Annotated in this window: 17 protein-coding genes; 8 read left to right on the forward strand and 9 right to left on the reverse strand. The window is 31.8% G+C overall.

Going from position 1 to position 25,065, the window contains the following annotated elements; all coding sequences use genetic code 11:
* Nucleotides 1-12 precede the first annotated feature (12 nt).
* The gene (locus tag Q4548_RS02080) at nt 13-405 is read right to left on the reverse strand and encodes a hypothetical protein (protein ID WP_303450897.1); all 393 of its coding nucleotides are present in this window, start codon (nt 403-405) and stop codon (nt 13-15) included.
* Between the two features lie 134 nt (nt 406-539).
* On the opposite strand from Q4548_RS02080, the gene Q4548_RS02085 reads away from it, so the two are divergent.
* On the forward strand, nt 540-1,832 hold the full coding sequence (locus tag Q4548_RS02085) for an aminopeptidase P family protein (protein WP_303450899.1): 1,293 nt from the start codon (nt 540-542) through the stop codon (nt 1,830-1,832).
* Nucleotides 1,833-1,973: 141 nt separating this feature from the next.
* On the opposite strand, the gene metE is transcribed toward Q4548_RS02085, so the two are convergent.
* The gene (gene metE / locus Q4548_RS02090; protein WP_303450901.1) at nt 1,974-4,289 is read right to left on the reverse strand and encodes a 5-methyltetrahydropteroyltriglutamate--homocysteine S-methyltransferase; all 2,316 of its coding nucleotides are present in this window, start codon (nt 4,287-4,289) and stop codon (nt 1,974-1,976) included.
* A 157-nt stretch (nt 4,290-4,446) separates the two neighbouring features.
* Here metE and Q4548_RS02095 point away from each other — a divergent pair, with 157 nt between their 5' ends.
* A complete protein-coding gene (locus Q4548_RS02095) occupies nt 4,447-4,908 on the forward strand; it encodes an Lrp/AsnC family transcriptional regulator (protein ID WP_303450904.1) in 462 nt (153 codons plus the stop codon).
* A 9-nt stretch (nt 4,909-4,917) separates the two neighbouring features.
* Here Q4548_RS02095 and Q4548_RS02100 read toward each other — a convergent pair whose 3' ends face one another.
* The gene (locus Q4548_RS02100; protein ID WP_303450907.1) at nt 4,918-7,173 is read right to left on the reverse strand and encodes a BamA/TamA family outer membrane protein; all 2,256 of its coding nucleotides are present in this window, start codon (nt 7,171-7,173) and stop codon (nt 4,918-4,920) included.
* Nucleotides 7,170-12,146: a translocation/assembly module TamB domain-containing protein gene (locus tag Q4548_RS02105; protein WP_303450910.1), complete on the reverse strand. Its 4,977-nt coding sequence runs from the start codon at nt 12,144-12,146 to the stop codon at nt 7,170-7,172. The genes Q4548_RS02100 and Q4548_RS02105 overlap by 4 nt, the downstream gene beginning before the upstream one ends.
* 240 nt (nt 12,147-12,386) lie before the next feature.
* Between Q4548_RS02105 and Q4548_RS02110 the strand changes: the two genes are divergently transcribed.
* Complete coding sequence (locus Q4548_RS02110) at nt 12,387-12,839, forward strand: CBS domain-containing protein (RefSeq protein WP_303450912.1); 453 nt, start codon at nt 12,387-12,389, stop codon at nt 12,837-12,839.
* A gap of 104 nt (nt 12,840-12,943) precedes the next feature.
* Here the strand turns inward: Q4548_RS02110 and Q4548_RS02115 are convergent, their stop codons facing one another.
* The gene (locus Q4548_RS02115) at nt 12,944-14,248 is read right to left on the reverse strand and encodes an esterase-like activity of phytase family protein (RefSeq protein ID WP_303450916.1); all 1,305 of its coding nucleotides are present in this window, start codon (nt 14,246-14,248) and stop codon (nt 12,944-12,946) included.
* A 219-nt stretch (nt 14,249-14,467) separates the two neighbouring features.
* On the opposite strand from Q4548_RS02115, the gene Q4548_RS02120 reads away from it, so the two are divergent.
* Both Q4548_RS02120 and Q4548_RS02125 read left to right on the forward strand, forming a co-directional pair.
* Nucleotides 14,468-17,464 carry a gliding motility-associated C-terminal domain-containing protein gene (locus tag Q4548_RS02120; protein WP_303450919.1) on the forward strand — a complete coding sequence of 999 codons (2,997 nt, stop codon included), beginning with the start codon at nt 14,468-14,470 and terminating at the stop codon, nt 17,462-17,464.
* A 2-nt stretch (nt 17,465-17,466) separates the two neighbouring features.
* On the forward strand, nt 17,467-18,378 hold the full coding sequence (locus tag Q4548_RS02125) for a type IX secretion system membrane protein PorP/SprF (protein ID WP_303450922.1): 912 nt from the start codon (nt 17,467-17,469) through the stop codon (nt 18,376-18,378).
* Here the strand turns inward: Q4548_RS02125 and metG are convergent.
* Nucleotides 18,375-20,477 carry a methionine--tRNA ligase gene (gene metG, locus Q4548_RS02130; protein ID WP_303450925.1) on the reverse strand — a complete coding sequence of 701 codons (2,103 nt, stop codon included), beginning with the start codon at nt 20,475-20,477 and terminating at the stop codon, nt 18,375-18,377. The two genes, Q4548_RS02125 and metG, sit on opposite strands and share 4 nt — an antisense overlap.
* A gap of 153 nt (nt 20,478-20,630) precedes the next feature.
* Here metG and Q4548_RS02135 point away from each other — a divergent pair, with 153 nt between their 5' ends.
* Nucleotides 20,631-21,563 carry an LD-carboxypeptidase gene (locus Q4548_RS02135; protein ID WP_303450928.1) on the forward strand — a complete coding sequence of 311 codons (933 nt, stop codon included), beginning with the start codon at nt 20,631-20,633 and terminating at the stop codon, nt 21,561-21,563.
* A 42-nt stretch (nt 21,564-21,605) separates the two neighbouring features.
* Here Q4548_RS02135 and Q4548_RS02140 read toward each other — a convergent pair whose 3' ends face one another.
* Both Q4548_RS02140 and Q4548_RS02145 read right to left on the reverse strand, forming a co-directional pair.
* Nucleotides 21,606-21,752, reverse strand: a complete 147-nt coding sequence (locus tag Q4548_RS02140; protein WP_303450930.1) for a hypothetical protein — start codon at nt 21,750-21,752, stop codon at nt 21,606-21,608.
* 76 nt (nt 21,753-21,828) lie between these two features.
* Nucleotides 21,829-21,951 carry a hypothetical protein gene (locus tag Q4548_RS02145; protein WP_303450933.1) on the reverse strand — a complete coding sequence of 41 codons (123 nt, stop codon included), beginning with the start codon at nt 21,949-21,951 and terminating at the stop codon, nt 21,829-21,831.
* Between the two features lie 270 nt (nt 21,952-22,221).
* Between Q4548_RS02145 and Q4548_RS02150 the strand changes: the two genes are divergently transcribed.
* Nucleotides 22,222-22,584 carry a YraN family protein gene (locus tag Q4548_RS02150; protein WP_303451551.1) on the forward strand — a complete coding sequence of 121 codons (363 nt, stop codon included), beginning with the start codon at nt 22,222-22,224 and terminating at the stop codon, nt 22,582-22,584.
* Nucleotides 22,585-22,635: 51 nt separating this feature from the next.
* Nucleotides 22,636-23,742, forward strand: coding sequence for a TlpA disulfide reductase family protein (locus Q4548_RS02155; protein ID WP_303450936.1), 1,107 nt, complete (start codon nt 22,636-22,638; stop codon nt 23,740-23,742).
* A 1-nt stretch (nt 23,743) separates the two neighbouring features.
* Here the strand turns inward: Q4548_RS02155 and Q4548_RS02160 are convergent, their stop codons facing one another.
* Nucleotides 23,744-25,060, reverse strand: a complete 1,317-nt coding sequence (locus tag Q4548_RS02160) for a TlpA disulfide reductase family protein (protein WP_303450939.1) — start codon at nt 25,058-25,060, stop codon at nt 23,744-23,746.
* Between the last annotated feature and the right edge of the window lie 5 nt (nt 25,061-25,065).

Here is a 25,065-nt window from a genome sequence, read left to right on the forward strand (position 1 = left end):
ATTTGCTATGATTTATTCTACAATAACTTTAGCTGTATTAACAGTAGTAACTTGATGACCACTTAACCATTGATTAAATGCTTCTTGTCCCATTTTCGCAACCATTGTTTCTGAATTTACAGCAGTTCCTTCAACCTTTATAGTAGCTACAAAAGGAAAACTAGAATATCTAACAACTCCATCAATCAACATATCATATTGAGGACCTGCCTGTTCTAAAGCTTTATCTATTCCATCTTTAATATTCCATCCAATTCCTAAAAAATAACTTTTTGATGCTTCTACTCTTACACCTTCAGACTTTTTAATCCCTGCTAAGTTTACATTTTTACTACTAATTACAGTAAAATCAACTAATCTCATTGAACAACTTGTCATTACTAGCCCTACCAGTACAAATGACATTAATAATACTTTTTTCATATATTTTTTTTAGCACCTACTCTTTAATTAAGGATTTTCGGCATGCTCCTTTTAATTGATAACAATTATAGTAATAAATAAAAAAATAAAAAATAAGTTTGTTATATTTTTACATTATGAAATACACTCCTATCAATCCGAAACTTTTTGTAGAAAACAGAAAGCATTTTACGGCTAAAATGGAAGCCCATTCCATTGCCATTTTTAACTCCAATGATATTTTTGTAACTGGAGCAGACAGTACCGTTCCTTTTCATCAGCACAGAGATATTTTTTACCTGAGTGGAGTAGATCAAGAAGAATCTATTTTGGTCTTGTTTCCAGATGCTCAAAATCCCAACCACAAAGAAATTTTATTTCTCAAAGAAACTAGTGAACTTATCGCTATTTGGGAAGGTGAAAAATTGAACAAAGACCAAGCTACACAAACTTCTGGAATAAGTACCGTTTATTGGCTTTCTGAGATGGAAGATGTTATAAGTGCTCTTATCAAAGAAGCAACAAACATTTACATCAATGAAAATCATCACAAACGAGCTCCTCGCTACATGCAATCTCGTGAAGATAGATATGTGGCTCAGTTAAAACAAACCTATCCTGCGCACAACTACTTGTCTTCTTTTGATATTTTATTTGAGATAAGAGGAGTCAAATCTCCTATAGAAATCGCATTGATTGAACAAGCTTGTAACATTACTAAAAAAGGGTTTGACCGTGTGTTGAACTTTGTAAAACCCGATGTTTGGGAATACGAAATTGAAGCAGAATTGATTCACGAATTTGTACGCAATCGCTCCAAAGGTTTTGCCTACACTCCCATTATAGCTTCTGGTTATTCTGCTTGTGTGTTGCATTATATTGAAAACAATCAACAATGTAAAAGTGGAGATTTAATTTTAATGGATACCGCTGCAGAATATGCCAACTATTCTAGTGATTTGACACGTACCATTCCTGTAAATGGTAGATACACAGATCGACAAAAAGCTGTTTATCAATCTGTTTTAAATGTAAAAACCGAAGCTTCTAAACTACTGCGTGAAAGTTTACTTTGGAAAGATTACAATGATGAAGTTGCTAGATTGATGACTGCCGAATTGCTTTCTTTAAAATTATTAGACAAAGCAGATATCCAAAATCAAACAAAAGAAAACCCAGCTTATAAAAAATACTTTATGCATGGAACTTCTCATCATTTAGGTTTGGACACGCATGATTATGGAGATTTTGAAAACGAAATGAAAGCAAATATGGTTTTAACTGTAGAGCCTGGAATTTACATTCCCGAAGAAAATTTAGGAATTAGATTAGAAGACAACTTGGTGCTTCAAAAAAATGCAGAACCTATCAATTTGATGAAAAACATTCCTATTGAAATTGAGGAAATTGAAAGTATTATGAATGCTTAAAACCTAGAGTTGATCCATCTTAAGTTCTCAAATCCATTCAAACACCACGATGAACTGGTGAAGTCGAAATGAAGAAACTATTACTGTTATTCTCAATTAAAAAATCCCAGATTCCATTTTGGAATCTGGGATTTTTTAAACCTAACAACTAACTACTACTTTTTCTCTTATTTGTTGTGCTGCTTTTACCATTATTTCCAAAGCTTTTTTGGTTTCTGGCCACTTTCTGGTTTTTAAACCACAGTCTGGATTGATCCATATATTTTCTTTAGGAACATACTTTTCTGCTTTCTCTATCAAATCTACTACCTCATCTACCAAAGGAACTCTTGGGGAATGAATGTCATACACTCCTGGTCCAATTTCATTAGGATAATTAAATTCTGCAAAAACATCTAGCAATTCCATCTGGGAACGAGAACATTCAATAGTAATAACATCGGCATCCATATCTGCAATAGATTCAATAATGTCATTAAACTCAGAATAACACATATGTGTATGTATTTGCGTTTCATCTTTTACGCCGCTCGCAGAAAGCCTAAAAGCTTTTACCGACCAATCTAAATATGTATTCCAATTGGCTTTTTTTAATGGCAAACCTTCTCTAATTGCAGGTTCATCTATCTGAATAATTTTAATTCCTGCTTTTTCCAAATCAACCACTTCATCTCTAATGGCCAATGCAATTTGGTTACAAGTAGTTTTTCTTGGCTGATCGTCTCTTACAAACGACCATTGTAAAATAGTAACAGGCCCTGTAAGCATTCCTTTTACATACTTTTTAGTCAATGATTGTGCGTATACTGTCCAACCTAAAGTCATGGACTTTAATCTTTCTACATCTCCAAAAATAATAGGTGGTTTTACACAACGTGTTCCATAACTCTGTACCCAACCAAATTGTGTAAATGCAAAACCTTCTAATTGTTCTCCAAAATACTCCACCATATCGTTTCTTTCAAACTCACCATGTACCAAAACATCTAGACCTATTTCTTCTTGAAATTTGATAGATGCTGCTGTTTCTTCTTCTAACAACGATTGATATTCTTCTTGAAACAACAAGCCTTTTTTGTACTGAGCTCTCCAACTTCTTACCTCTGGGGTTTGAGGAAAAGAACCAATAGTTGTTGTTGGGTACAAAGGCAAATCTAAGGCTTGTTTCTGAAGTTGTTTTCTGTGCACAAAAGCACTTGTTCTTTGCGCATCTTTTTCTTCAATAAAACTTTCACGATTTTTTACATGAAACTTGTGAATTCTCACAGATTCTCTTCGTGTTTCAATGGCTTTTTTATTCGCTTCTAAAGCCAACAAATCTGCGTTAGAAGGATGTGTTCCTAAGTTAGAAAGCACAACAACTTCTTCTAATTTTTGAGTTGCAAAACTCAACCAAGAGAGTAATTCTTCATCTAACTTTTGCTCACTTTTTAAATCTACCGGTACGTGTAACAAAGAACTAGATGGAGCTATCCAAACACGATCATTTCCTAAAATTTCTTTGGCTTTGTTTATTTTTTTGATGGATTTGCTAAAATCATTTTTCCAAATATTACGTCCATCTACCAACCCTAATGATAAAATAGTGTTTTTATTTTTAAAGTCTGATTTTAGAATCTTTTCCAATTGCAATTCGTCTCCTCTTGTAAGATCTACGTGCAATACTTTTACTGGCAACGTTATGGCTAATTCTAAATTGTCTACAACATCGTCAAAATAAGTGGTGATGATGATTTCAACCTTAGGAAAACTCTTTGCTAAAAATTGATGTGTTTTTTGAATTACAAATTTTTCTTTGTCAGACAATGTCAACGCTAGAAAAGGTTCATCTATCTGAATTTGTGTAGCTCCTAAGTCTTGTAATTCTTCTATAATTTGTTTGTATACGAACAACAAATCGTCTATCAAATCCAATTTATCAAAACCATCTTCTTTTTCTTTACCCAATAACAAATAAGAAGCTGGACTAATCAATACTGGTTTTGCATTGATGCCTAAAGCAACGGCTTCTTTATATTCTCTACTTATTTTTTTTGATAAAAACTGAAAGGATTGATTTTTTACAAATTCAGGAACTATATAATGGTAATTGGTATCAAACCATTTGGTCATTTCCATGGCTGTAATATCGTGTTTTGCTGTTTGCAATCCTCTAGCCATTGCAAAATACAAATCCAACTCTGACACGTTTTCATCGTTTGCCAATTCCTGATATCTTTCTGGAATGGCTCCTAGAGTCAATGTCAAATCTAACACCTGATCGTAAAAAGAGAAATCATTTACAGGAATCAAATCTATTCCTGCATCTTGTTGTTTTTTCCAATTGTTTGCTCTAATATCGGCAGCTACTTTTTGCAACTCATTTTGATCACAATTTTTAGCCCAATAGCTTTCAATGGCTTTTTTCAACTCTCTTTTGGCTCCAATTCTAGGAAATCCTAGCGTATGATTTTTCATAGTATTTATAGATAAAAATTCTACTACAAAACTATATAACAACTATTAAAATCTAAAAAAACAGTCCAAATACAGATAATAAACCTAAATTTGAACATCGTATAGAATTTTAATCTATATTGAAATACTGAACATACTTTTAAAAGAAATATTTTCTATGTACATACCAGACAGCATTGATTTATTACTGCTAAAACAATTGCAAAAAAACGCAAGAATCACCATTAAGGAACTTGCCAACATCATAAACTTATCTAACACACCTGTACATGAGCGTGTTAAAAAACTAGAAAAAAATGGTTACATCACGAAACATGTAGCTTTATTGGATAGAAATTTATTGGGGAAAAAGCTTATTGTGTTCTGTAACATCAAACTAAAAGAGCACACTATGGAAATAGGAAAACAGTTTGTAAAAGACATTACCTCTCTAAAACAAGTTACTGAGTGTTATAATATTTCTGGAGATTTTGACTTTTTACTAAAAGTGATGGTAAATGACATGGAAGCTTATCAAGATTTTGTATTAAACCATTTGGGAAGTGTTAAAAATGTAGGAAGCGCTCACAGTACTTTTGTAATGGGAGAAATTAAAAATACTACTGAAATTCCAATTTAAGAAAACATCTTAAAAAGGATAACCAATAGCAAAATTTAACACCGATTCTTTTAACTGAATTTTTTCTATGGTAGGAGATGTTGGTAATTTTATAGGAGTGGCATAATCTAACCTAATCACAAAACTCTGAATGTCTACTCTCAAACCAACTCCTGCACTGACTGCCATTTCATTTAAAAATTTTGACGAAAATTGTCCTTCTCCATCAACTCCATTTTGACCGTACAACCAAACATTTCCTGCATCTGTAAACAACGCTCCTTTTAAAACTGAATAGACAGGAAAACGATATTCTAAATTTGCTTCTAAACGAATATCTCCCGATCTATCAAAAAAGGAATTGTCGCTACTAGTTCCCGCATAAGCTCCTGGCCCTATAGATCTTGAACTAAATCCTCTGACACTATACGGACCTCCTGAAAAAAATTGCTTTGTATAAGGCAATACTTCTGAGTTTCCGTACGGAATTCCAATTCCCCCATACAATCTACTAATCAGTTGTTGCTCTTTGCCCAAGTCTATGTAATGTCTAAAATCTGCATCTATTTTGGCATATTGGGCATATTCCAAGCCTAAAAACTCTTTCTCTCCACTTGCTGATTTTGAACTCATCAAACTTAATACGTTACCCGCAACATCCAAATTAGAAGAAAAATAAACTTGGTTTTTCTTAGAAGATCTTCCAAGCTCATTGTACGTAAAATTAAATGTAAGTCCTGCTATAAATTGTTGATCAAAACTACTTTGTAAAAAAGTGTTGTTCTCCAAAATTTCTTCAAATTCTGCAGTTGTGTTAGACAGCTTAACATAATTTATATTGATAGGATTCAACTGATAACTTAAGTATTTATTGGCATCCCAAGTGTACCCAAAAGAACTTGTAAACGATGTTAGGTTGTACAAATTAGACCTGTCTAAATATTCAATATCCAAGGCTACTTTTGTTTTTGGAATTCCATATTTAAAACGTCCATTGTAGTTTCCAGGAAAAATCAATCTAGGAAAAACCAAACTTGTATTCAATCCCAATTGTGTTCCATTCAAATCTTCCGAATTGTTTCCTACTTGCGTTTCATAAGCTGCCGTTGCCATAATGGTTAACAACTCTCCCCCTTTAAATAAGTTTCTATTTCGATAATTGACAGACAAACCTGGACCCGAAAAATTGTTAGACTTGGTGACCGCTTGTAATTCTATTCCCAAAGCCCTTTTGTTTAATGGAGATAAATAAATATCTGCATTTAAATGACCAACGCTATCTACGTTTTTGTATTCTTCAAACTGTATGTTTACATATTTATAAGTTCCAATAGACGACAGTCTTTTGCTTGTTATTTTAGAATTGTACGGATTGTAAAAATCATTTTCTTTAAGCAATAAATAGTTTCTTAATCTTTCTTTTTTAAAGAAAACGGTGTCTTGCAAAAAATAAACATCTTTGTATTTAAGAGTGTCTTGTGTGCTTTTCTGTGAAGCTAAATTATAATTAGGATGCACCGTTACTCTATCTATTTTATAAGGAATTGTAGCTTTTTTAGGTGTTTCTTTTTTCAACCTCAAATACAAATCAAATTTTTTCTTTTGATATTGATTGGTATCTGCTTCAAAAATTAAAAAATCTTGATTAAAGTTGTAATATCCTTTTGCTTTTATCTTATCGTCTATTTCAATTCTTTCTTGTTTAAAAGCCTCTAAGCTGTATCTCGTCCCTTTTTTGAGCAATGTTTTTTCTAAATTCTTTTGAATTTCTTTGTAAATAGGCAAACTATCATTTTCTAGCTGATAGGTTTCTAACGTATAAGGTTCCGCCAATTCTACTATATATATTACACTTTTGGATAGCTTTTTCTCTTGAACACTGCTTGTTACTTTGCTATTGAAAAAACCTCTATTGTCTAATCTATTTTTAATCAAATCTAAAACCCTACTTTGAGAAATATCTGAAAAATATACAGGCTCTTCTCCTATTTTTTTATCTAAATATTTGGTGATAAAACCTTTTTCCTCTTTTTGAGCTTTGTAATGGTAAAACAATCCCACTCTAGAACCTAAAAATTTACTGTTAGGTTCTGGTCTTAGCAACTCATTTAATTCTGCTTCTATTCCCGAAATCTTTTTTACGTGATTGCTATTGATGATTTTTATTGTAGCTCCTCCGTACAATTTTTCGTTTTCGGGTATAAAACGTTTTACACGACAAGCATTAATTGTAAAAACCAACAACATCAGACTTGTACCGTATAGAAATTTCTCCTTTATTCTCATTTGCTTTCTGATGTTTCTTTAGAAAAAAGTTCTCTAAATTTGTTAAACTCTCTATTAAACAACAAAGCGATTCCGGTAGCAACAACTTGTCCATCTATCACGCTTTCAAACTCATTTTTACGGAATCCTTTCAATCTATATCTTCTATTTTCTGTTAAGGCATATTCTATTTTTACATTTCCGATAATTGGGGTTTTTTCATCAGAACTGGCTGCATTGTTTTCTATTTCAAAACCACTTCCAACCTGTACTGTTAGCCTATCATTAAACAAACGTTTTTGCGCACTTACGTTTAGTTGTGTGTTGTTTTCTTCTCCACTATCTGTGTAATCGGTATAGCTATCTAGTTCAAAATCCAATTCAATTCCTGTGTTTCCTACCAGTTTATTGGAATAATTATTCAACTGATTGGACAGTACTTTATTTACATTGTTACGTGCAATTGACAGTGAACCACCGCTACTTCCATCGCTCATATTAGAGGAGAAAAATTGATTTAAAACCAATAATGAAAACACTTGTTTGTTCAATTCTTCTTCTCTATTGTTCAATTGCTGAACTTGTGTGTATACCTGTCCTCCTAATTCTCCTCTTGATTCTTCGGGGATGTCTAGGTCAAACGAAATTTCAGGTTTTAAAAGTTCTCCTCCTAAATTTAAATAGACCCAGAAAGGCATTTTTTTTCTGTACTGATTTAATTCTGATGCTTCTAATCCTGATGTTACGGCAGCCATCAATCCACTTGCCGAAGCTTGAACTTTATAAATTGCTTTGATGTCCATATTTGCATCAATCGGATCTCCTTGCCAAGTAATGGTACTTCCTTTTGCAATGTCAAACTTACGTTTTACCAAATTGTACAAACTAGCTTCGTAATGACCATCTTTTACTTCATATTTACCCGATAATGTGGTAATTCCGTTCGGATTCATTCCAAAATTTAAATTTGCTATTCCTTGTAATTTAAGATTGTCTCCCGTTTTTTTATCTACAACTACATTCAAAACCGCATTCTTGTCTATCTCTAAAACAGTTTCAATATCCAATCCTGTTAAAACTTTTGAAGAAGATTCTTCCTCTGTATTAGATGTTAATACACTATTTTTAATTTCCTTGTTTACAAAAATCACCACTCCGTCTCTTTCCACAGCATCAACAGTAGTTTCTGGAATGACATACGTAAAGTCTGTGTCTTTGTTTATTTTTAAGGTTCCAGATATTTTTGGAATGTTTAAATCTCCTCCTATTTTTAAATCAGTATCCAGAAACAATTTTCCATAATACAAATCGTTGTCTTTTTCTGTGGAGTTTAAAACTTGCAAACCATTTGTTTTCAGAGTCAAATCAAACTTAGGATTTGTAATTTCATCTGTCGTTACTTTTCCGTCCAACACAAAAGCATTTTTATTACTATCTAAAATGCTAAATTTTTGCAACACAATGCTAGAATTATCTACTTTAATGGATTCTTCTGGAAGTGTAAAATCTGTATTAAACATTTTCACCTTTAACTTTGCATTGTTAAAATTTACCTTCCCATCATAAATAGGTTTTGCAAAAGATCCTTTCATTTTAAAATTGGCTGACAAATTTCCTGAAGGATTGGAAATATAATCCTTAGCAAAAGAAGCTACAGTGCTCAATCCTAAACTATTTAATTTTACATCTAAATTTAAAGGAGTCTCCGCTATAGCAGAGTTGTAACTACCCGCCACTTCTAAATCAATGTTTTTAGAATCTTTTAAACTCAGTTCTACATCCACGTTTTTATTGTCTACGGTTTTTGCATTTAGTTTTAACAATCCTAAAGGTGTTTGCAAAACGTTTAGTTGATTTATTTCTAAATCCGAAGTCAGTATGTGAGCTTGGTCTAACTGACGAGTTTCCACTTTTCCAGAAACCAATCCGCTAGCCAATTCATTTTCTGTATTTAAAAAACTTAATAAATTGATCAAATCAAAATCATCAAAATCAATTCCAAAAATTTGATTCGAATTTTCACCTGCTTCTGCCCGCAATTTTAACGATTGTTGATTTCTAGACAATGTAAAATCAGTCGCTATCACTTTTTCATTTTCTAAAACAATCTTATTGCTTTCTGCTATTTTCCACGGTTTTTTATTAAAAATTAAATTTAGCGGATGTACATGAACTTCTATTGCTTTGTCTGTTTTAGAAATTTCTGTGTTGATGTTGATAATTTTATCCGAAGCATCTGAAGTGAAAAAATCTAAGTGAAGAACTTCTTCTTTTACGTTTCCTTGCAAAGACAAATTTTGAATGTCAATAGGATTGTATTTAATGTTGTCTACATTAAAACTCAAATTAAAATCTTCTTTAGAACTATTTAAAGAAAAAATTGCATTGTTAATGTTACTTCCTTGATATTCTATATGAGGAATGTCAAACGTAGAAATCATACTTTGATTGGCTTCCGAAAATTTAAAATCAAAATGCAACGGTTCAAAACTCTCCAATCCTTCTAAAAAAACTTGGTCTAAAAGCGGATTTTGTGTCAACGTAAAAGAAGCTTTCAACATCGTATTTTGAACTACAGACTCTTCATTATTTTTTTGGTTGATTTTAAAATACGACTGAAGGTGATTGTTGACCGCCTCCATAAAAATTTCTGGACTTTTATTGGATGTCATTTTAAAGTTGATCAAATCACTCTCAATAGTGACCAAAGTAGAATCGTTCGCTATTTTTGTATCAATGTCAAAATTGCTAATAGGTATAGATTCTTCGTTGTAAATTATAAGTCCGTTTTCTGTCTGTGCTTTTAACTTAAAACCTTCAGAAGTATTTTTTAAATTTGCGGCAACATCTGTTCTAGCTTTTATATTTTTTTGAGTCAACCCTAAGCCTTGACAATTGATTCCTTTGATCGAAATGTTCGTTTTTACATTTGATGTTAAAGAGTCCAATTGAAGATTGGTTTTCATCTCAAAATCCAAATTATCATCTTTAAACGTTGTGTTTACAACTCCTTTTCCATCTTTAATTTCCACATTTAATTGCAAAGGCTTGTAATTGTATTCATTGTAAACCAAACTGTTAAAGGTAGTATTGATGTTTGCGCTTAACGTTTGTATATCTTTTCCTAAAAGTTTCAATTCCGATGTAAAATCTAACAAACCTATTTGTTCGTTTTTTAGAATTTTCCCCAATTGCAATTGACTCACATTTAATTTTCCTTTAAAAGCTTTCAACTCTTTGTTCTGAATCAATCCTTGCAGTTTTATAGTCCCATCACTAGTCTTCAATTCGGTTTGGGTTTTCATTCCTTTAAAAGTTCCATTAACTTTAGAAGTCAATGCTATTTCGTTCGGAATTCTAATTCCTAAACTATCTTCTTGTATTAACTTTAGTAAATCTTTTCGTTTTGTTTTCAATTGAAAATCAGGAATGTCTACAAACAAACTATCTGGTAACATGCCGTTTTTAATGGTTCCATTCAGCCCAACAGAAGTAGATGCTCCCCAAGAAAAATTAAAAGCGTTCACCTTTATATTTTCCAAATTTCCTTCTAGATTTAAGTTTCCCGTTAAATTTTGTTTTGAAAACTTGTTAAGAATTTTATTTTGCTGTAAACTGTCTTTAAAATAAAATGCATCTTTCGGATTCAAAACTGCTTTGTTAATATTTACAGCAAATTTGCTTTTTTCAGGATTGTTGATCAAATCATTTACAGAGGCATATTTTAATTCTAACGTAGACAACAATTCATTGTAATTTGTTGCTACTTCAAAAGATGAAATATCTGTCTTTCTATCATTGATTCTAGCGTTTAAATTCAACTTATTCAACACAAAGCCACTTTGTTCTACAAAAGAAACTTCTTTAAAATGAAACCTCAATCTTTTTGATTCCAAGGCTACGTCTTGCAATAAAATGTTACTATTGGTGACTTTGATGTTCTCAGGATTAAAAATTCCTTTTTTAGTGATAGATTCCCCTGTTTTTACAGCAATGTCATTGTTTTTAAAATTCAATTTTTGCAATTTCACTCTCCAGTCTGGCCAAACAAAATCTGTTTTTTCAGCCTCCAAATCATTCGTTTCCTGGTTAGGTTTGCTCGAATTTAACAACACTATGTTTGCAGAAGTGTTATTTAAACCAATAAACCCAATACCCAAATGTTTCTTAGTCAAATCCAACAAAGTGTTCTCTATTTTAAAAACACCTAAATTTACATTTGCACTGGTTTTATCTACCTTATTCTGGTAGGCTACTACAATATTTTCTAACTCTAAATCATCTATTTCCACATAAGGCAAAGTAGATTCTGTCTCAGAATCTTGCGAAGCAGCAAACGGTTTGGTTTGTAGATACTCCACATTTGTAGTAGAGAGTCTAAATTTTTCTACAGGAAAATGGGAAGTCTTTAAATTGAATTTCTTTCCAAAACTCAACTTCAAATTCTTTAATTTTAAATGAGTATCCACCCCCATTACTAAATCTTTAAAACGGAGATCAAAGTCAGAAAAATCCAGTTTTCCTATTTTAATTTCAGGAGATACAGTAGTTGTATCTTTTTCTACTTCTGTTGCTTCAGAATCTGAAAAAGCTTTTAGAATGTAATCAAAATTGTACCCATGCAAACTGTCTTTTTTACGAACATTTGCTTTTAAACCTTGCCATTCTACAGATTTTATATTGATTTTATTTTTAGTTATAATAGGCAAAATAGATGTAGAAACTTCTAACCTTTTACTATACAGTAACGTATCCTGTTGCTGATCTTCTAAATACAATTCTTCAAGAATCAAATTCCCAGTAAAAGTCAGATAAAGTCTTTTGATCTGAAAATCCGTATTTATTTTATCTGCAACAAAAGAGGTTATTTTTTCTTTGATGATATTTTGACCAAAAGGACTACGGATGAATAAGACCAGAATCGTAAATAAAAGTAAGACACCTAAAAATATCCATTTGATAAAATGAAATGTTTTGATTAAAATTTTGTTCAAATTGTAGTTGATTTTTACCCCATTAACATATAAAGATAAGTTCTTACCCAAAGATAGTTATTGCTTTTAACAATTATAAACATTCACAAAGAATGATTACGAATGTAAATTACTCAAACAAAACCTACTTTAAATGAATAAAATCCACAAAAAAACAAACTTATCAGAAAATAAATCAAAAAAAGTATTGATTTAATGTAAATTTAATAGTATCTTAGGATTGAAGATAAAAAGAATACAATGGCGATAAAAAATTACAAAGCACCCAACTCTAATGCAATAGTTCTTACAGATAAAATAAGAGTTTCCGATTATATGGTTCCTAGAAATAGGTTGATTACATTTTCGGAAGATTTAAGAGTTGTTGAAGCTATGGAAATTTTAGTTTCTAATAATATTTCTGGAGCCCCTGTTGTAGATGAAAATGATCATTTATTAGGAATGATTTCTGAAGGAGATTGTATGAAAAAAATTGCCAATAGTAGGTATTACAACATTCCATTACACGATCAAGTTGTGAAGGAATATATGGAGTCTATTGTAGAAACCATAGAAGGAGAAACCAATATTTTTGACGTAGCACATATGTTTTGCACGTCTAGAAGAAATAGATTTCCCGTAATGAGCGGTAACAAAGTTGTAGGACAAATTAGTAGAAAAGACATCCTAAAAGCAGCTTTAGAAATCAAATGATTTATAAACATTACTACCCTGAACTAAACTATAAATAAAAAAAAGAGCTGTATAAATTTATACAGCTCTTTTTGATTTTAATTTGTTGTATTTAATCCTTATGATTAAAAGTTTACAATGTACAGTGTGTTTCCATCAATGTTCTCCGTAGTTTCAGTTCCTGAAATATATTTTTGAGTGGTTGCACTATTCTCTCCTGTCCAAACAGCAAAATCATCATCGTTAATAACACCAATAGTGCTATCATTAATCAACCAAATTCCTTCTAACTTGTCGTGAGGATAATCTCCCAAAACAGCAATTAAATCAACCGCTAACGTTTTGGTTGCTGGTAAAATTCCTGCAGTTTCCAACTCACTCCAAGTACATTGTTCAATTGTTTTTCCGTCAATCAACTTTCCATTTGCAGAATCTTCTGAATCTGAAACATCTGTTGCATTAGAGATATCAATTTTATAAATATGTTTTTGAACTGTGCCTTTGTCTGTATCTTTTGTAAAAGCTCCATCCCTTTCTACAATTAAAAATTCTGTATTGCTCAAAGCAACAATTTCAGAATTAGAATTTTTAGCTTTTTCTTGTTTGTGCAAATATTGCTTTGTAGCTCCTGTTGCAATGTCAAAAGTTACAATTCTAGTAATGGTGAAATCTGCTACATCTGCCTTTGATGGATTGTACAAAGTAGATTGCATAATTCCTACCAATGTTTTTTCATCAGGAGTAATTGCCAAACCTTCCATACCTCTATTTGCCCATCTTGTAGCAAAAACGGCTGGTAATTTTCTATCACCTGCATCTCCATTAATTCCTTTTGGACTCAATCTCTCTAGTTGATTCCCCTCTGCATCAAAATGTGCAACATGAGGTCCGTATTCATCAGAAACCCAGAAAGAACCATCTTTCATAGCAACCAAACCTTCACTATCCAAACCATAATTATCTGTAGCTAAAACTGTAGTTTGATCTTCATCGTAAGCAATTTCTCCCGTTGCTCCGTATCCTGCTGCATTAGGTCTACCGCTAATTAAGTTTCCTGATGGATCTTTGAACAAAATTTCTTTTACCTTTTCAATAGTTCCCTCAGAAGTTAATTTAAAGTGACCAATTCTAGGAGTGTAATCTGGTGTAGGAAAAATTTTATTGCTTCCAAAAGAAATATTTGCTCCTCTATCTGTAAGTGCGTAAAATTCTCCCTCGTTGGTTGGATGTGCAGTAGCAGCAGAACCAAATCCACCGTTTCTTATTTCCACATTGTCTTCTGTTGTTCTCAAAACCGTATATGGCAATTTGATTCCAGAATTTGAAACCTCAGGTAATTCCCATGGTTTAGAATCATCATTGTTACAAGAAGTAACCAAAGTAGAAACCCCAATTGTCAATAGGACTGTTTTCAATAAATTTTTTTTCATTTTTCTAAATAGTTTGTATGAGGGGCTAAACTAAGTGACATATGTTAAAAAACAGAAGTGTTAAGGTTAAGGGATAATTATTCTTATGTGACCTAAAAAAAATTATTGTTTATTATTTAATTTGTAAATTCATTTTTATTTAATCAACTAGTACCCCTTTTTTATTATTACAATACTCCAGAACCTAAATCATTACGATTTCATGAAAATTAAAGCTGTATGATTCAAAAATTACTTTTAGTATGCTTGAGTCTTTTTTCTTGTATTGTTTACGCTCAATTAGATAGCACACACTATTTTCCTCCACTAAAACAGGAAGGAAATAATTCCATTGTAGAACAAGCGTTTTATATTTCTACTCCAGAAATCACACCTTTTGACATAGAGATTTATACAGGAAATTCTACCATTCCAATAATTTTATCAGGACTGTCTAACATGAACCCTATAAAATATACGGTTGCCAATGGAACTAATGATATTACTGTAGTTTCAGATGCAAACACGGGTATTGTCATTCATAATAGTGGTTTACGATTTGTAGCACCTGGCGGACAAAAGTTTTATACAAACTATCGATGTAAATCTGGAGCTCAAGCAGGTTCTCTTACCTGTAAAGGACAAAGAGCACTAGGAACTGATTTTAGATGGGGAGGTATTCCTAGCGTAACAAGTTCTACTGCCATAGACATACAAAACTCTTTAGGAATAATGGCGTCAGAAGACAATACCGTTATTACCATTAGTGGATACAATTCTAATTGTACATTTAGACAAGGAGCCAACCCTAGTGGTTTGAGTGAAGACACAATTACCATAACCTTAAATGCATATGATTCTTTTGTATTAGAAGCCATTCCTCACGTAACTTCTCAAAACTTTGAAGGTTGGCTAGGTGCAACCATCAGTACTACTAAGCCTATTGCAATTAGCTCTGTAGGATTAACAGGATTAAGCGGAGGTACCAAAGATTTGACCATGGATCAAATTGTTCCAACAGATGTAATTGGTCAATTGTATGGATTTATAAGAGGAAACGGAAGTAATGCATCTGAATTTCCACTTATTGTAGCAACAAAAGACAACACCGAAATTCGAGTAAATGGTACTCTGTATCAAACCATAAACAATGGAGATTTTCTAATTGTTCCAGGAAGTTTTTATTCTGATTCAACCTCTGGTGCCAATCTTTTGGTGGAAACAAACAAAAAAGTATATGCATATCAATGTTTGACTGGAGAAACAAACGACATCAAAACCATTGGAATGAATTTTATTCCCCCTTTAAGTTGTTTACTTCCTACTAATTTTAATCATATTTCTGACATTTCCGACATTGCAGGAACACCTTCAGCATCTTCGGCAATTACCGTAATTGCATCTAATGATACTAGAAACGAAGACATTAAAGTATATCAAAACAATATAGAAATTACAAAACCCTCCCCTATAAATTTTCAGGGAACAGCAGATTGGAAATCTTTTTTTATAGACAATTTATCTGGAAACATCAAAGTGATTTCTACAGGTAATATAGCTGTTGGTTTTTTTGTAAATGATGGAAATTCTGCAGGTTATGCTGGTTATTTTTCTGGGTTTGATTCCGTTCCTGACACCGAAATTGTACTTGTGACCGAAGGAGGTTGTCTTCCTAATGGGAAAATTAGCATCAAAGATACAACCCTTACCTATCAATGGTATAAAGATGGAATCATAATTCCTGGAGCTACTTCCTATGAATTAGCACTCACCGATATTGGCGATTATTATGCAGATATTATCACTTCTTCTGGTTGTGTGTATAAATCTGAAAGTTTCAATGCAAAATATTGCTACGATCTTGAAGTTCAGAAAACAGCAGATAAAAATATCCTACTAGAAGGGGATCAAGTTACCTATACCATTCATATAGAAAACAAAGGGGCTTTACCCCTAACCAATTTGAACATTTCTGAAAACGTTCCTAAGGAGTTGTTGATTGATTCACAAAGCAGTACACTTGGTGTGTGGAATTCTCCTAATTGGGAATTTACAAGTTTAGAAGGGGGAGAAACTGCAGATTTGATCTTAATTTGCTCTAAAACTCCTGAGAGTAAGACAGCTACTGTTACTAATAATTTAATAATTACGTATGATGAAAAAGATTTAGATAGCAATACTAGTCCTGATGATTTAGAAGAAACTATACAAATTGTAAATGGAGAAATTGAAATAAACACTATAAGTGCTGAGTTAGAAAATCCCTACAGAATTGTTCAAGGGGATGTTTTAAATTATACGTTTACAGTTAGAAATACAGGAGATATATTACTTTCTTTAATTCATTTATTCAATAATATTTTTGATTTTGAATTGAATGAAGTTTATGTCAGTGGAGATACCAACTCGGATGGAATTCTTGATTTTGATGAAACATGGCTTTATAAAACACCTTATAATATTACTCAAAATCAAATAAACAAGCTAGAAGTAAATAGTAACACAGAAGCTTACGGTGAACAGAATAATTTCTACAACCAAACTCATCTATTAAACCACGTATTTCCTATTGACCCAAACTATGTAGTTCCTTACAATGACTTGTCTTTGCAGTTAAAAAGCGATAAAACAGAAGTCTTTTCTGGAAACGAAGTTCATTTTGAATTGTTCATAAATTCAGATGACACATCTGATGTTACTGATTTGGAAATTTTAACAGAGCTACCTTCAGGATTCGAATTTGTAGATTACACTAGCTCCGTTGGTTCTTATAATTCTACAACTGGTATTTGGAAAATTGATCATTTAGAAAAAAACGCAGAAGAAGTTTTAAATTTAAATGCAAAAATATTCTATGAAGGAAACCATACGTTAGAAGCCGAAATTATGACTTTTAATGAATTGGACAGTATTACAGAAAACAATAAAACTAGTCTGACAATTACTCCTATTTGCGAAAAAATATTTAATGAATTTTCTCCAAATGATGATGGTATTAATGATTATTTAGTAGTACAATGTGATGAATTTATTTCTAGAATAGCTATCAAAATTTTTAATAGATCTGGTACTATGGTTTATGCAAATAATAATTACAAAAATGACTTTAATGGTTACGGAAACAGCGGAATTTACATCAACCAAAACAAAGCCTTACCTAATGGAACTTATTTTTACGTTTTAGAGACCAGTAGCGAAAACGGAACTAAAAAAGGTTGGATATACATCAATCGATAATTATGAAAAAACACAAATTTTGTTTTCTGTTATTGGTTTCTCTTATCAGTAAAATTTGTTTTGCACAACAAGAAACACAATACACACAATATACTTATAATTTGTCTAGCATCAATCCTGGTGCTTTGGGGCTACACAATGAAGTTAAAATTTTTGGAAGTGTTCGTTCTCAATGGACAGGTGTTGAAGGTGCTCCGCAAACACAGTATTTAAGTATTGAAACTCCTCTTAATTATAAAAATCTAAGTCTTGGGCTTAGTCTTATCAATGATAAAATAGGACCTTTGACAGCTACTGAGTTTGTAGCGAATGTTGCTTATCAAGTACCTATTGATCGGTTTAAAAAAATATCATTTGGAGTTAGAATTGGTGCTAGAGCTTTTAATGTTGATTGGAGCAAAGGGACTCATCAAAATGACGATCCTTTATTTTCACAAAACATTCAAGAATACTTAATGTCTTTTGGTGCTGGAATCTATTATGAAGGCGAAAAATTATTTGGGGGAATTTCAAGCAACAATTTACTTCCTAACCAACTGACATCTGCAAACGATGCTTATGAAATTCCACATTACAACATTTTACTAGGTTATAAATTAGCTCTAAAAGAAGACCTAATCGTAAAACCTACACTATTTACCAAAATTGTAGATGGTGGAGCAATTAACATTGAGACCTCAGCGATGGTGGAATACCAAGAAAAACTGTTTGGAGGTCTGTCGTACAGGTACAAAAGTGCTGTTGCACTAACTGCTGGAATGCAAATAACCCACTCTATAAAAGTGGGTTATTCTTATGATATTTCTATTTCTGAAACAAGTTCATTAAACTCTAGTGCTCATGAAATTTTATTAATTTACATACTTAAAAAAGAAAAATATAGCAAAAAATATCAGCGAGAAAACAGGTATTAACTTACAAATTCTCCATTGGCAACATTCTCTTCAGAAGGAGCTATAAATGACAACTTTCCATCTTTGGTATCTGTCATTAAAATCATTCCTTCACTTTCTACACCTCTTAATTTACGTGGAGCTAAGTTTACCAAAACAGAAACTTTTTGACCTATGATGTCTTCTGGCTTGTAACTTTCTGCTATTCCAGAAACAATCGTTCTTACATCAATACCTGTATCAACTTTTAACACCAATAACTTTTTAGCTTTTGGCATTTTTTCAGCTTCTATAATGGTTCCTGTTCTGATGTCTAATTTGGTAAAATCTTCAAAACCGATGGTTTCTTTCTGAGGTTCTACTACTTTAGCTTCGGCAGCATTGGCCAATTTGGTTGCTTCTAACTTGTCTATTTGTGCTTGAATTTCTGCATCTTCTATTTTTGCAAACAACAATTCTGCTTTTCCAATTACATGACCAGGAGCAATTAATTCCTCTTTATTCTCTACATCTTCCCAAATTAAGCCTGACATATCGACTCCATCTTGACTACGCTCGATAACCACACTCGATGATTCTAACTTTAAAATTCCCTTTAATTTTGTAGCGCTAAATGGTAAAAAAGGCTCTGATAATACAGACAATGCTGCGGATATTTGTAAAGCAACATACATAATAGTTTTGGTGCGTTCTTCATCTGTTTTCACCAATTTCCAAGGTTCTTCATCTGCCAAGTATTTGTTACCCAAACGAGCCAAGTTCATCATTTCTCCTAAAGCTTCTCTAAAACGGTAACGCTCCATAGATCTTGAAATAATATTTGGAAACTCTCTTACTTGTGATAACACATCTTCATCCAATTCTGATAAACTTCCTGGTGTTGGCACTTCTCCATTATAATATTTGTTGGTTAACACCACTACTCTATTGATAAAGTTTCCGAAAATAGCTACCAACTCATTGTTATTTCTTGCCTGGAAATCTTTCCACGTAAAATCGTTATCCTTAGTTTCTGGTGCATTGGCTGTTAAAGCATAACGTAAAACATCTTGCTTATCTGGAAAATCTTCTAAATATTCATGCAACCAAACCGCCCAGTTTTTAGAAGTAGACAATTTGTTTCCTTCTAAGTTTAAAAATTCATTTGCTGGTACATTGTCCGGCATAATATAATCTCCATGTGCTTTTAACATGGCAGGAAAAATAATACAGTGAAACACAATATTATCTTTTCCTATAAAGTGTACTAGTTTGGTGTCTTTATCTTTCCAGTAAGGTTCCCAATCTTTTCCGTTGGCTTCTGCCCATTCTTTAGTGGATGAAATGTATCCAATAGGAGCATCAAACCAAACGTATAATACTTTTCCTTCAGCATCTTTTAAGGGAACTGGAATACCCCAATCCAAATCACGAGTTACCGCTCTTGGACGTAATCCATCATCTATCCAAGATTTTACTTGTCCGTAAACGTTAGGTTTCCAATCATCTTTATGCCCTTCTAAAATCCATTCTTTTAAAAATGCTTCATGCTTATCTAAAGGTAAAAACCAGTGTTTCGTTTCTTTTACTGTAGGTACATTTCCAGTAATAGCCGACTTAGGATTGATCAAATCTGTAGCATTGTGAGACGTACCACATTTTTCACATTGATCTCCATAAGAATTCTCATCCCCACATTTTGGGCAAGTTCCTAGTACAAATCTATCTGCTAAAAATTGATTGGCTTCTTCATCGTACAATTGAGATTCTACTTTTTCTATAAACTCTCCTTTTTCATACAATTTTGTAAAAAACTCAGAAGCTGTTTGGTGATGAATAGGTGCAGAAGTTCTAGAATAATTATCATAAGAAATTCCAAAATCTTCAAAAGATTTTTTAATAATTCCATGGTACTTATCTACAACATCCTGCGGCGTAACTCCCTCTTTTTTTGCTTTTATCGTAATAGGTACTCCGTGCTCATCCGATCCTCCAACAAATGCAACGTCTTTCCCTTTGTTACGCAAATAGCGCACATAAATATCAGCAGGTACGTAAACACCCGCTAAATGACCAATGTGAATGGGTCCGTTGGTATAAGGCAAAGCCGTAGTAATGGTATATCTTTTAGGATTGTTCATCGGATATCTAAATTTTAGACCGCAAAAATACAATTATGAACGGAAACTTTACAAAATAGGTAGTTGAAAGATTGTAAATTGCTTATTTTCGAATCTCAAATCAATGGTATGAAATCCTTTCTTAGGCTCATTTTATTTTTTTCAGTCAGTTTTATGAACAGTCAAAACATCACTTTTACGCAACCTGATTTTTTACAACAAGGAGATTTGATTCTTATTGTGGCCCCTGCGGGTATTGTAAAACAAGCCGAAGCCATTTTAAAAGCCAAAGAAACTTTTGAAAACATGGGCTATCAAGTAGCATTGGGTAAACATGTTTTTAAAAGTGCTCATCATTTTGCAGGAACCGATAAAGAACGACTAGAAGACATGCAATGGGCTATAAATCATCCTACCGCAAAAGCCATTTGGTGTGCCAGAGGAGGTTATGGTTCCGTAAGAATTATAGATGATTTAGATTTTAGCCAATTTGCCAAACAACCCAAATGGATGGTAGGCTATTCAGATTTCACCGTGTTTCACAACAAACTACACAATCTAGGTTTTCAGAGTTTGCACGCTCCTATGCCTATCAATTTTAAAGAACCTTGGCTAGAAATAGAAGAAAGCATTCAACAATTACATTCTATTTTAGAAGGAAATTTAACTTCTTATAAAATTACAAACAACCCCAACAACATAAAAGGAACCTGTAAAGGAATACTGATTGGTGGAAATTTGACCATTTTAGAAAATATGATTGGTACCGAAAGTTGCATTTCAACCAAAAATAAAATTCTATTTATTGAAGAAATTGGAGAGTACAAATATCAAATTGATCGATTGTTTAGAGCTTTAGACAGAAAAGGATATTTTAAAAATTGTAGTGGTTTGATTTTGGGAGATTTTACCAACATCAAACAAAACAGTCCTTCTTTTGGTCAAACTATTGAAGAAATTGTTTTACAAATTGTAAAAAAATATAAAATTCCTGTTCTTTTTGATTTTCCAGCTGGACACGAATATAAAAATATGGGGCTTATTTTTGGACAAGAAATAATCTTAAACGTGAACAAAGAAAATTCATCTATTAAATTTACAAAATAAAAATCACGACAACTCAATATTAGCAGTCGTGATTTTTAGTGCCTAAATAAACAAGATAGGTTCATCATCTCCACCATTTTCTTCTTCCAAAAAATAAGGTCTAGGGTAAAGTCTTTTTGCAATGATTTCTGCATTGCTTATAAATCTGTTTTCTATAATTCCGTTGATTTTATTTATTATTGTATTCATTTTATTTAAATTTTGCTCAATAAAAAAGACACTTTAAAAAGTGCCTTTATAAATATTGAATATGTTGATAATTAAGTTATCTATAATCTGTTTTATAAAGGACTATGTTTTTGGATTTGACCTGTTGTAAAGCCATCATAAACTTTACTGCCAAAGCCTGTTTTGATTTTAAAATAGAGATGTGTGAATGTGTGTTCATGATATAAAAATTTAGGATTGGTGTTAAACGAAAAAAAGCATCCGAATGGATGCTTTTATATATTGTTGATTTTAATTTTCTTAAAATTTAGAAATACACAATAACATCCCAGCAGTATGGTTCTTGACCATCATGGCTTGAAATAATGACTTTGTAGAAGTAATTAATTGGGTGTTATGTAAAATATGCTTTCTCATTGTTAGTACAAAATTGAAAAATTTTTATTTGATAACCAAATATTTACTTAAAAAAACTACTTTAGAAAATAAAATGGCATCTCATAACGATTTAGGAAACTTAGGTGAAGTTTTGGCTACTGAATATTTAATAAAACAAGGTTATTCAATTCTTGATAAAAATTGGAGATATCTAAAAGCTGAAATAGATATTATTGCTCAAAAAGAGAATACGCTTGCTATTGTAGAAGTAAAAACTAGAACTACTGATTTTTTTGGAAATCCCGAAGAGTTTATTACCAAAGGAAAAATAAAGTTATTAATTGCTGCTACTGATGCATATGTACAACAAAAAAACATAGATGTAGAAGTTCGTTTTGATGTAATTGCTATTGTAAAAAACAACAAAGAAACAAAGCTTAACCATATAAAAGAAGCTTTTTTGGCTTTTGAATAACAATTGTTTTGGCTCTTTAAAAACAATATATTTAGTAAAAAAATTGCAAAAATGAAAAACAGCCTTATTCTCTTTACTTTACTCTTTATTTTAAGTAGTACCTCTGTCTTTTCTCAGTGGAAATATGAGAACCTTAAAAACTTAAAACAAGATGTAGTTATTAATTATACCATTACCTACGATAAAAAACCAACAGACAAACAAAAGACATCCTCTAGCTATGCAAGAGAAATTGTAGTAATTTTAGACCAAGATCATTTATTAGAAAGGAAAATTGGAAATGGTAAATCTTTAGGAAACTTTAGTCTTTACAATTATAAAGAAGAAAAATACTATCAATGTTACGAATCTAGTAGCTCTAAAAATGCCATTTCTTTTGATTTTAAGGAACCTATAATTGAAGGTGTTTTACAAGAAGGAGAACAAAAACAAATAGCAGGTTTAAAATGTGATAAATACATAAGTCTGTTAAAAGGAAAACCTGTAGAAGTGTACACCACTAAAAAAATGGGGCTTAGATATATTAAAAATTACAATATTCCAGGTTTGCTTATGCAATATAGAGGTTATAGTAAATATTTAGGATTCTATACTGTAAAAGCCACCAAAATACAATTTCTTAAACTCCCTAAAGAAACATATTCTATTGCTGATTATAATGTAATAAGTAACAAAGAATATCAGGATAGAATTAAAGAATCTAAGCAAAAAAGAGAGAAGCTTTTAGCAGAAAGTATTGGTAAAAAAAGTCCTAGTTTTTATGCCAGAACTATAGAAAACAAAAAAATATCGACAAAAAAAATGTTAGAAAACGATATTGTTGTATTGAATTTTTGGTTTACTGCTTGTGGCCCTTGCAAATCCGAAATTCCAAAATTGAATGCTTTAAAAGAACAATATCAAGATTCTGAAAATGTAAAATTTATTGCTATAGGTTTGGATAACAAAGACGCTATAGAAAAGTTTCTGATAAAGTATCCTTTAACTTATGATATTGTAGATGAAGGAAGGTGGATAGCCTCAAAATTTGATATTACATCTTACCCAACAAATATTATTATAGACAAACAAGGGAACATTCAGTTTTTTGAAATTGGATACAAATCCAGCATTAAAAGCATGATGACTAACAAAATTGATGAATTATTAGATGAATAAATTATTTCATTAGTTGTTTCAACGCACCCAAACTTTGAGGCTTAGAAATGATGCGTTTGTCTTTGTTTAGTAAAAAATAAGAAGGTGTAGCGCTTACGTTATAATCATCAGCTGCTTTACTTTCCCATTTTCCAATAGCGATAGTGTGTTTCCAATTTGGGAATTTACGTGACATTTCTTGCCACTTTTTTTGATCTTCTTTGTCTTCAATTCCCACAGCAACCACTGTAATGTTGCTTTTAGTCGTCAATATTTTTTTCACCTGAGGTAATTCTTGCAAACAATGAGAACACGTACTACTCCAAAAAATTACTAAATATTGATCTGTAGCATTCAAATCATACAATGTTTCTTGTTCTGAAATAGTAATATTGGGAGCTATTACTCCCAACATAACTTTGGCAAACCTATTAGTTTCATTAATAAACATCTGTTTTTGAACTTCTTTTGGCAAACCTTTATATATTTCCATCGTTTTCACCAACACTTCATAATTTTCTTTTTCAACCACCGTTTGCATCAAAAAACGTAGAATTTCTTCTTTTAAAGAAGCATCTTCAGTAAGAGACAGAACGGTATTCATTGCATTTAAAAGTAGTTTATTTTGTTGTCCAACATCTTGTGATTGATGCAAATAAAATACATATTCAGAAATTTTATTTTTTAAAAAAGAGGCATTTCTTAATCGTTCATCTTTAAAATCTACAAAATCAAAATAATGATGTACCAAACTCTCTAAATATTCTCCTGGAAGAGTAAAAGGCAAAGGAGCATTGTATCTTTTAGACGCTTTTATTTCTCCCAAGCAATAATCATTTTGTGCTAAATCTTCGTAATATTTTTGAGCTCCATCAACTTTAGATTTTACTTCTTTGTACAAAACCACATCTCCGTTTGGATGGTTGAAAAAAGAAAACTGAATAGAGTCTAACTTTCTCTGTAAAGTATTCATATTGTATTGATAAGCACCTAGAAGTTGATTTTCTCTTGACGCTAAAAACCCTACCGAAGACTGACCAACTCTACTATCTACTTCAAAAAGAACATTCTCTTTGTTGTAAATAAAATCAACATATCCTGTTTTTACATTTTTGTACAAAGCTCTATAGTATCCTTTGGTCAAGTTTGCCATAGAAATGCGAAAAGTATCTTTTTTTACCTTGGTGAATTTTAAATACCTTGGTTCTCCATTTTCTATTTTGTACAAAGCAATGTTCTCAACTTTGTGTAAAGAATCCGTAAAAACTCCCGTTACCGTGTACTCTTGACTTTGTGCTGTTATAAAAGCAAAAAAGAATAAAAATATAAATTGTTTCATACTAA

This window comes from Wenyingzhuangia sp. 2_MG-2023, assembly GCF_030548295.1.
Taxonomy (GTDB): Bacteria; Bacteroidota; Bacteroidia; order Flavobacteriales; family Flavobacteriaceae; genus Wenyingzhuangia.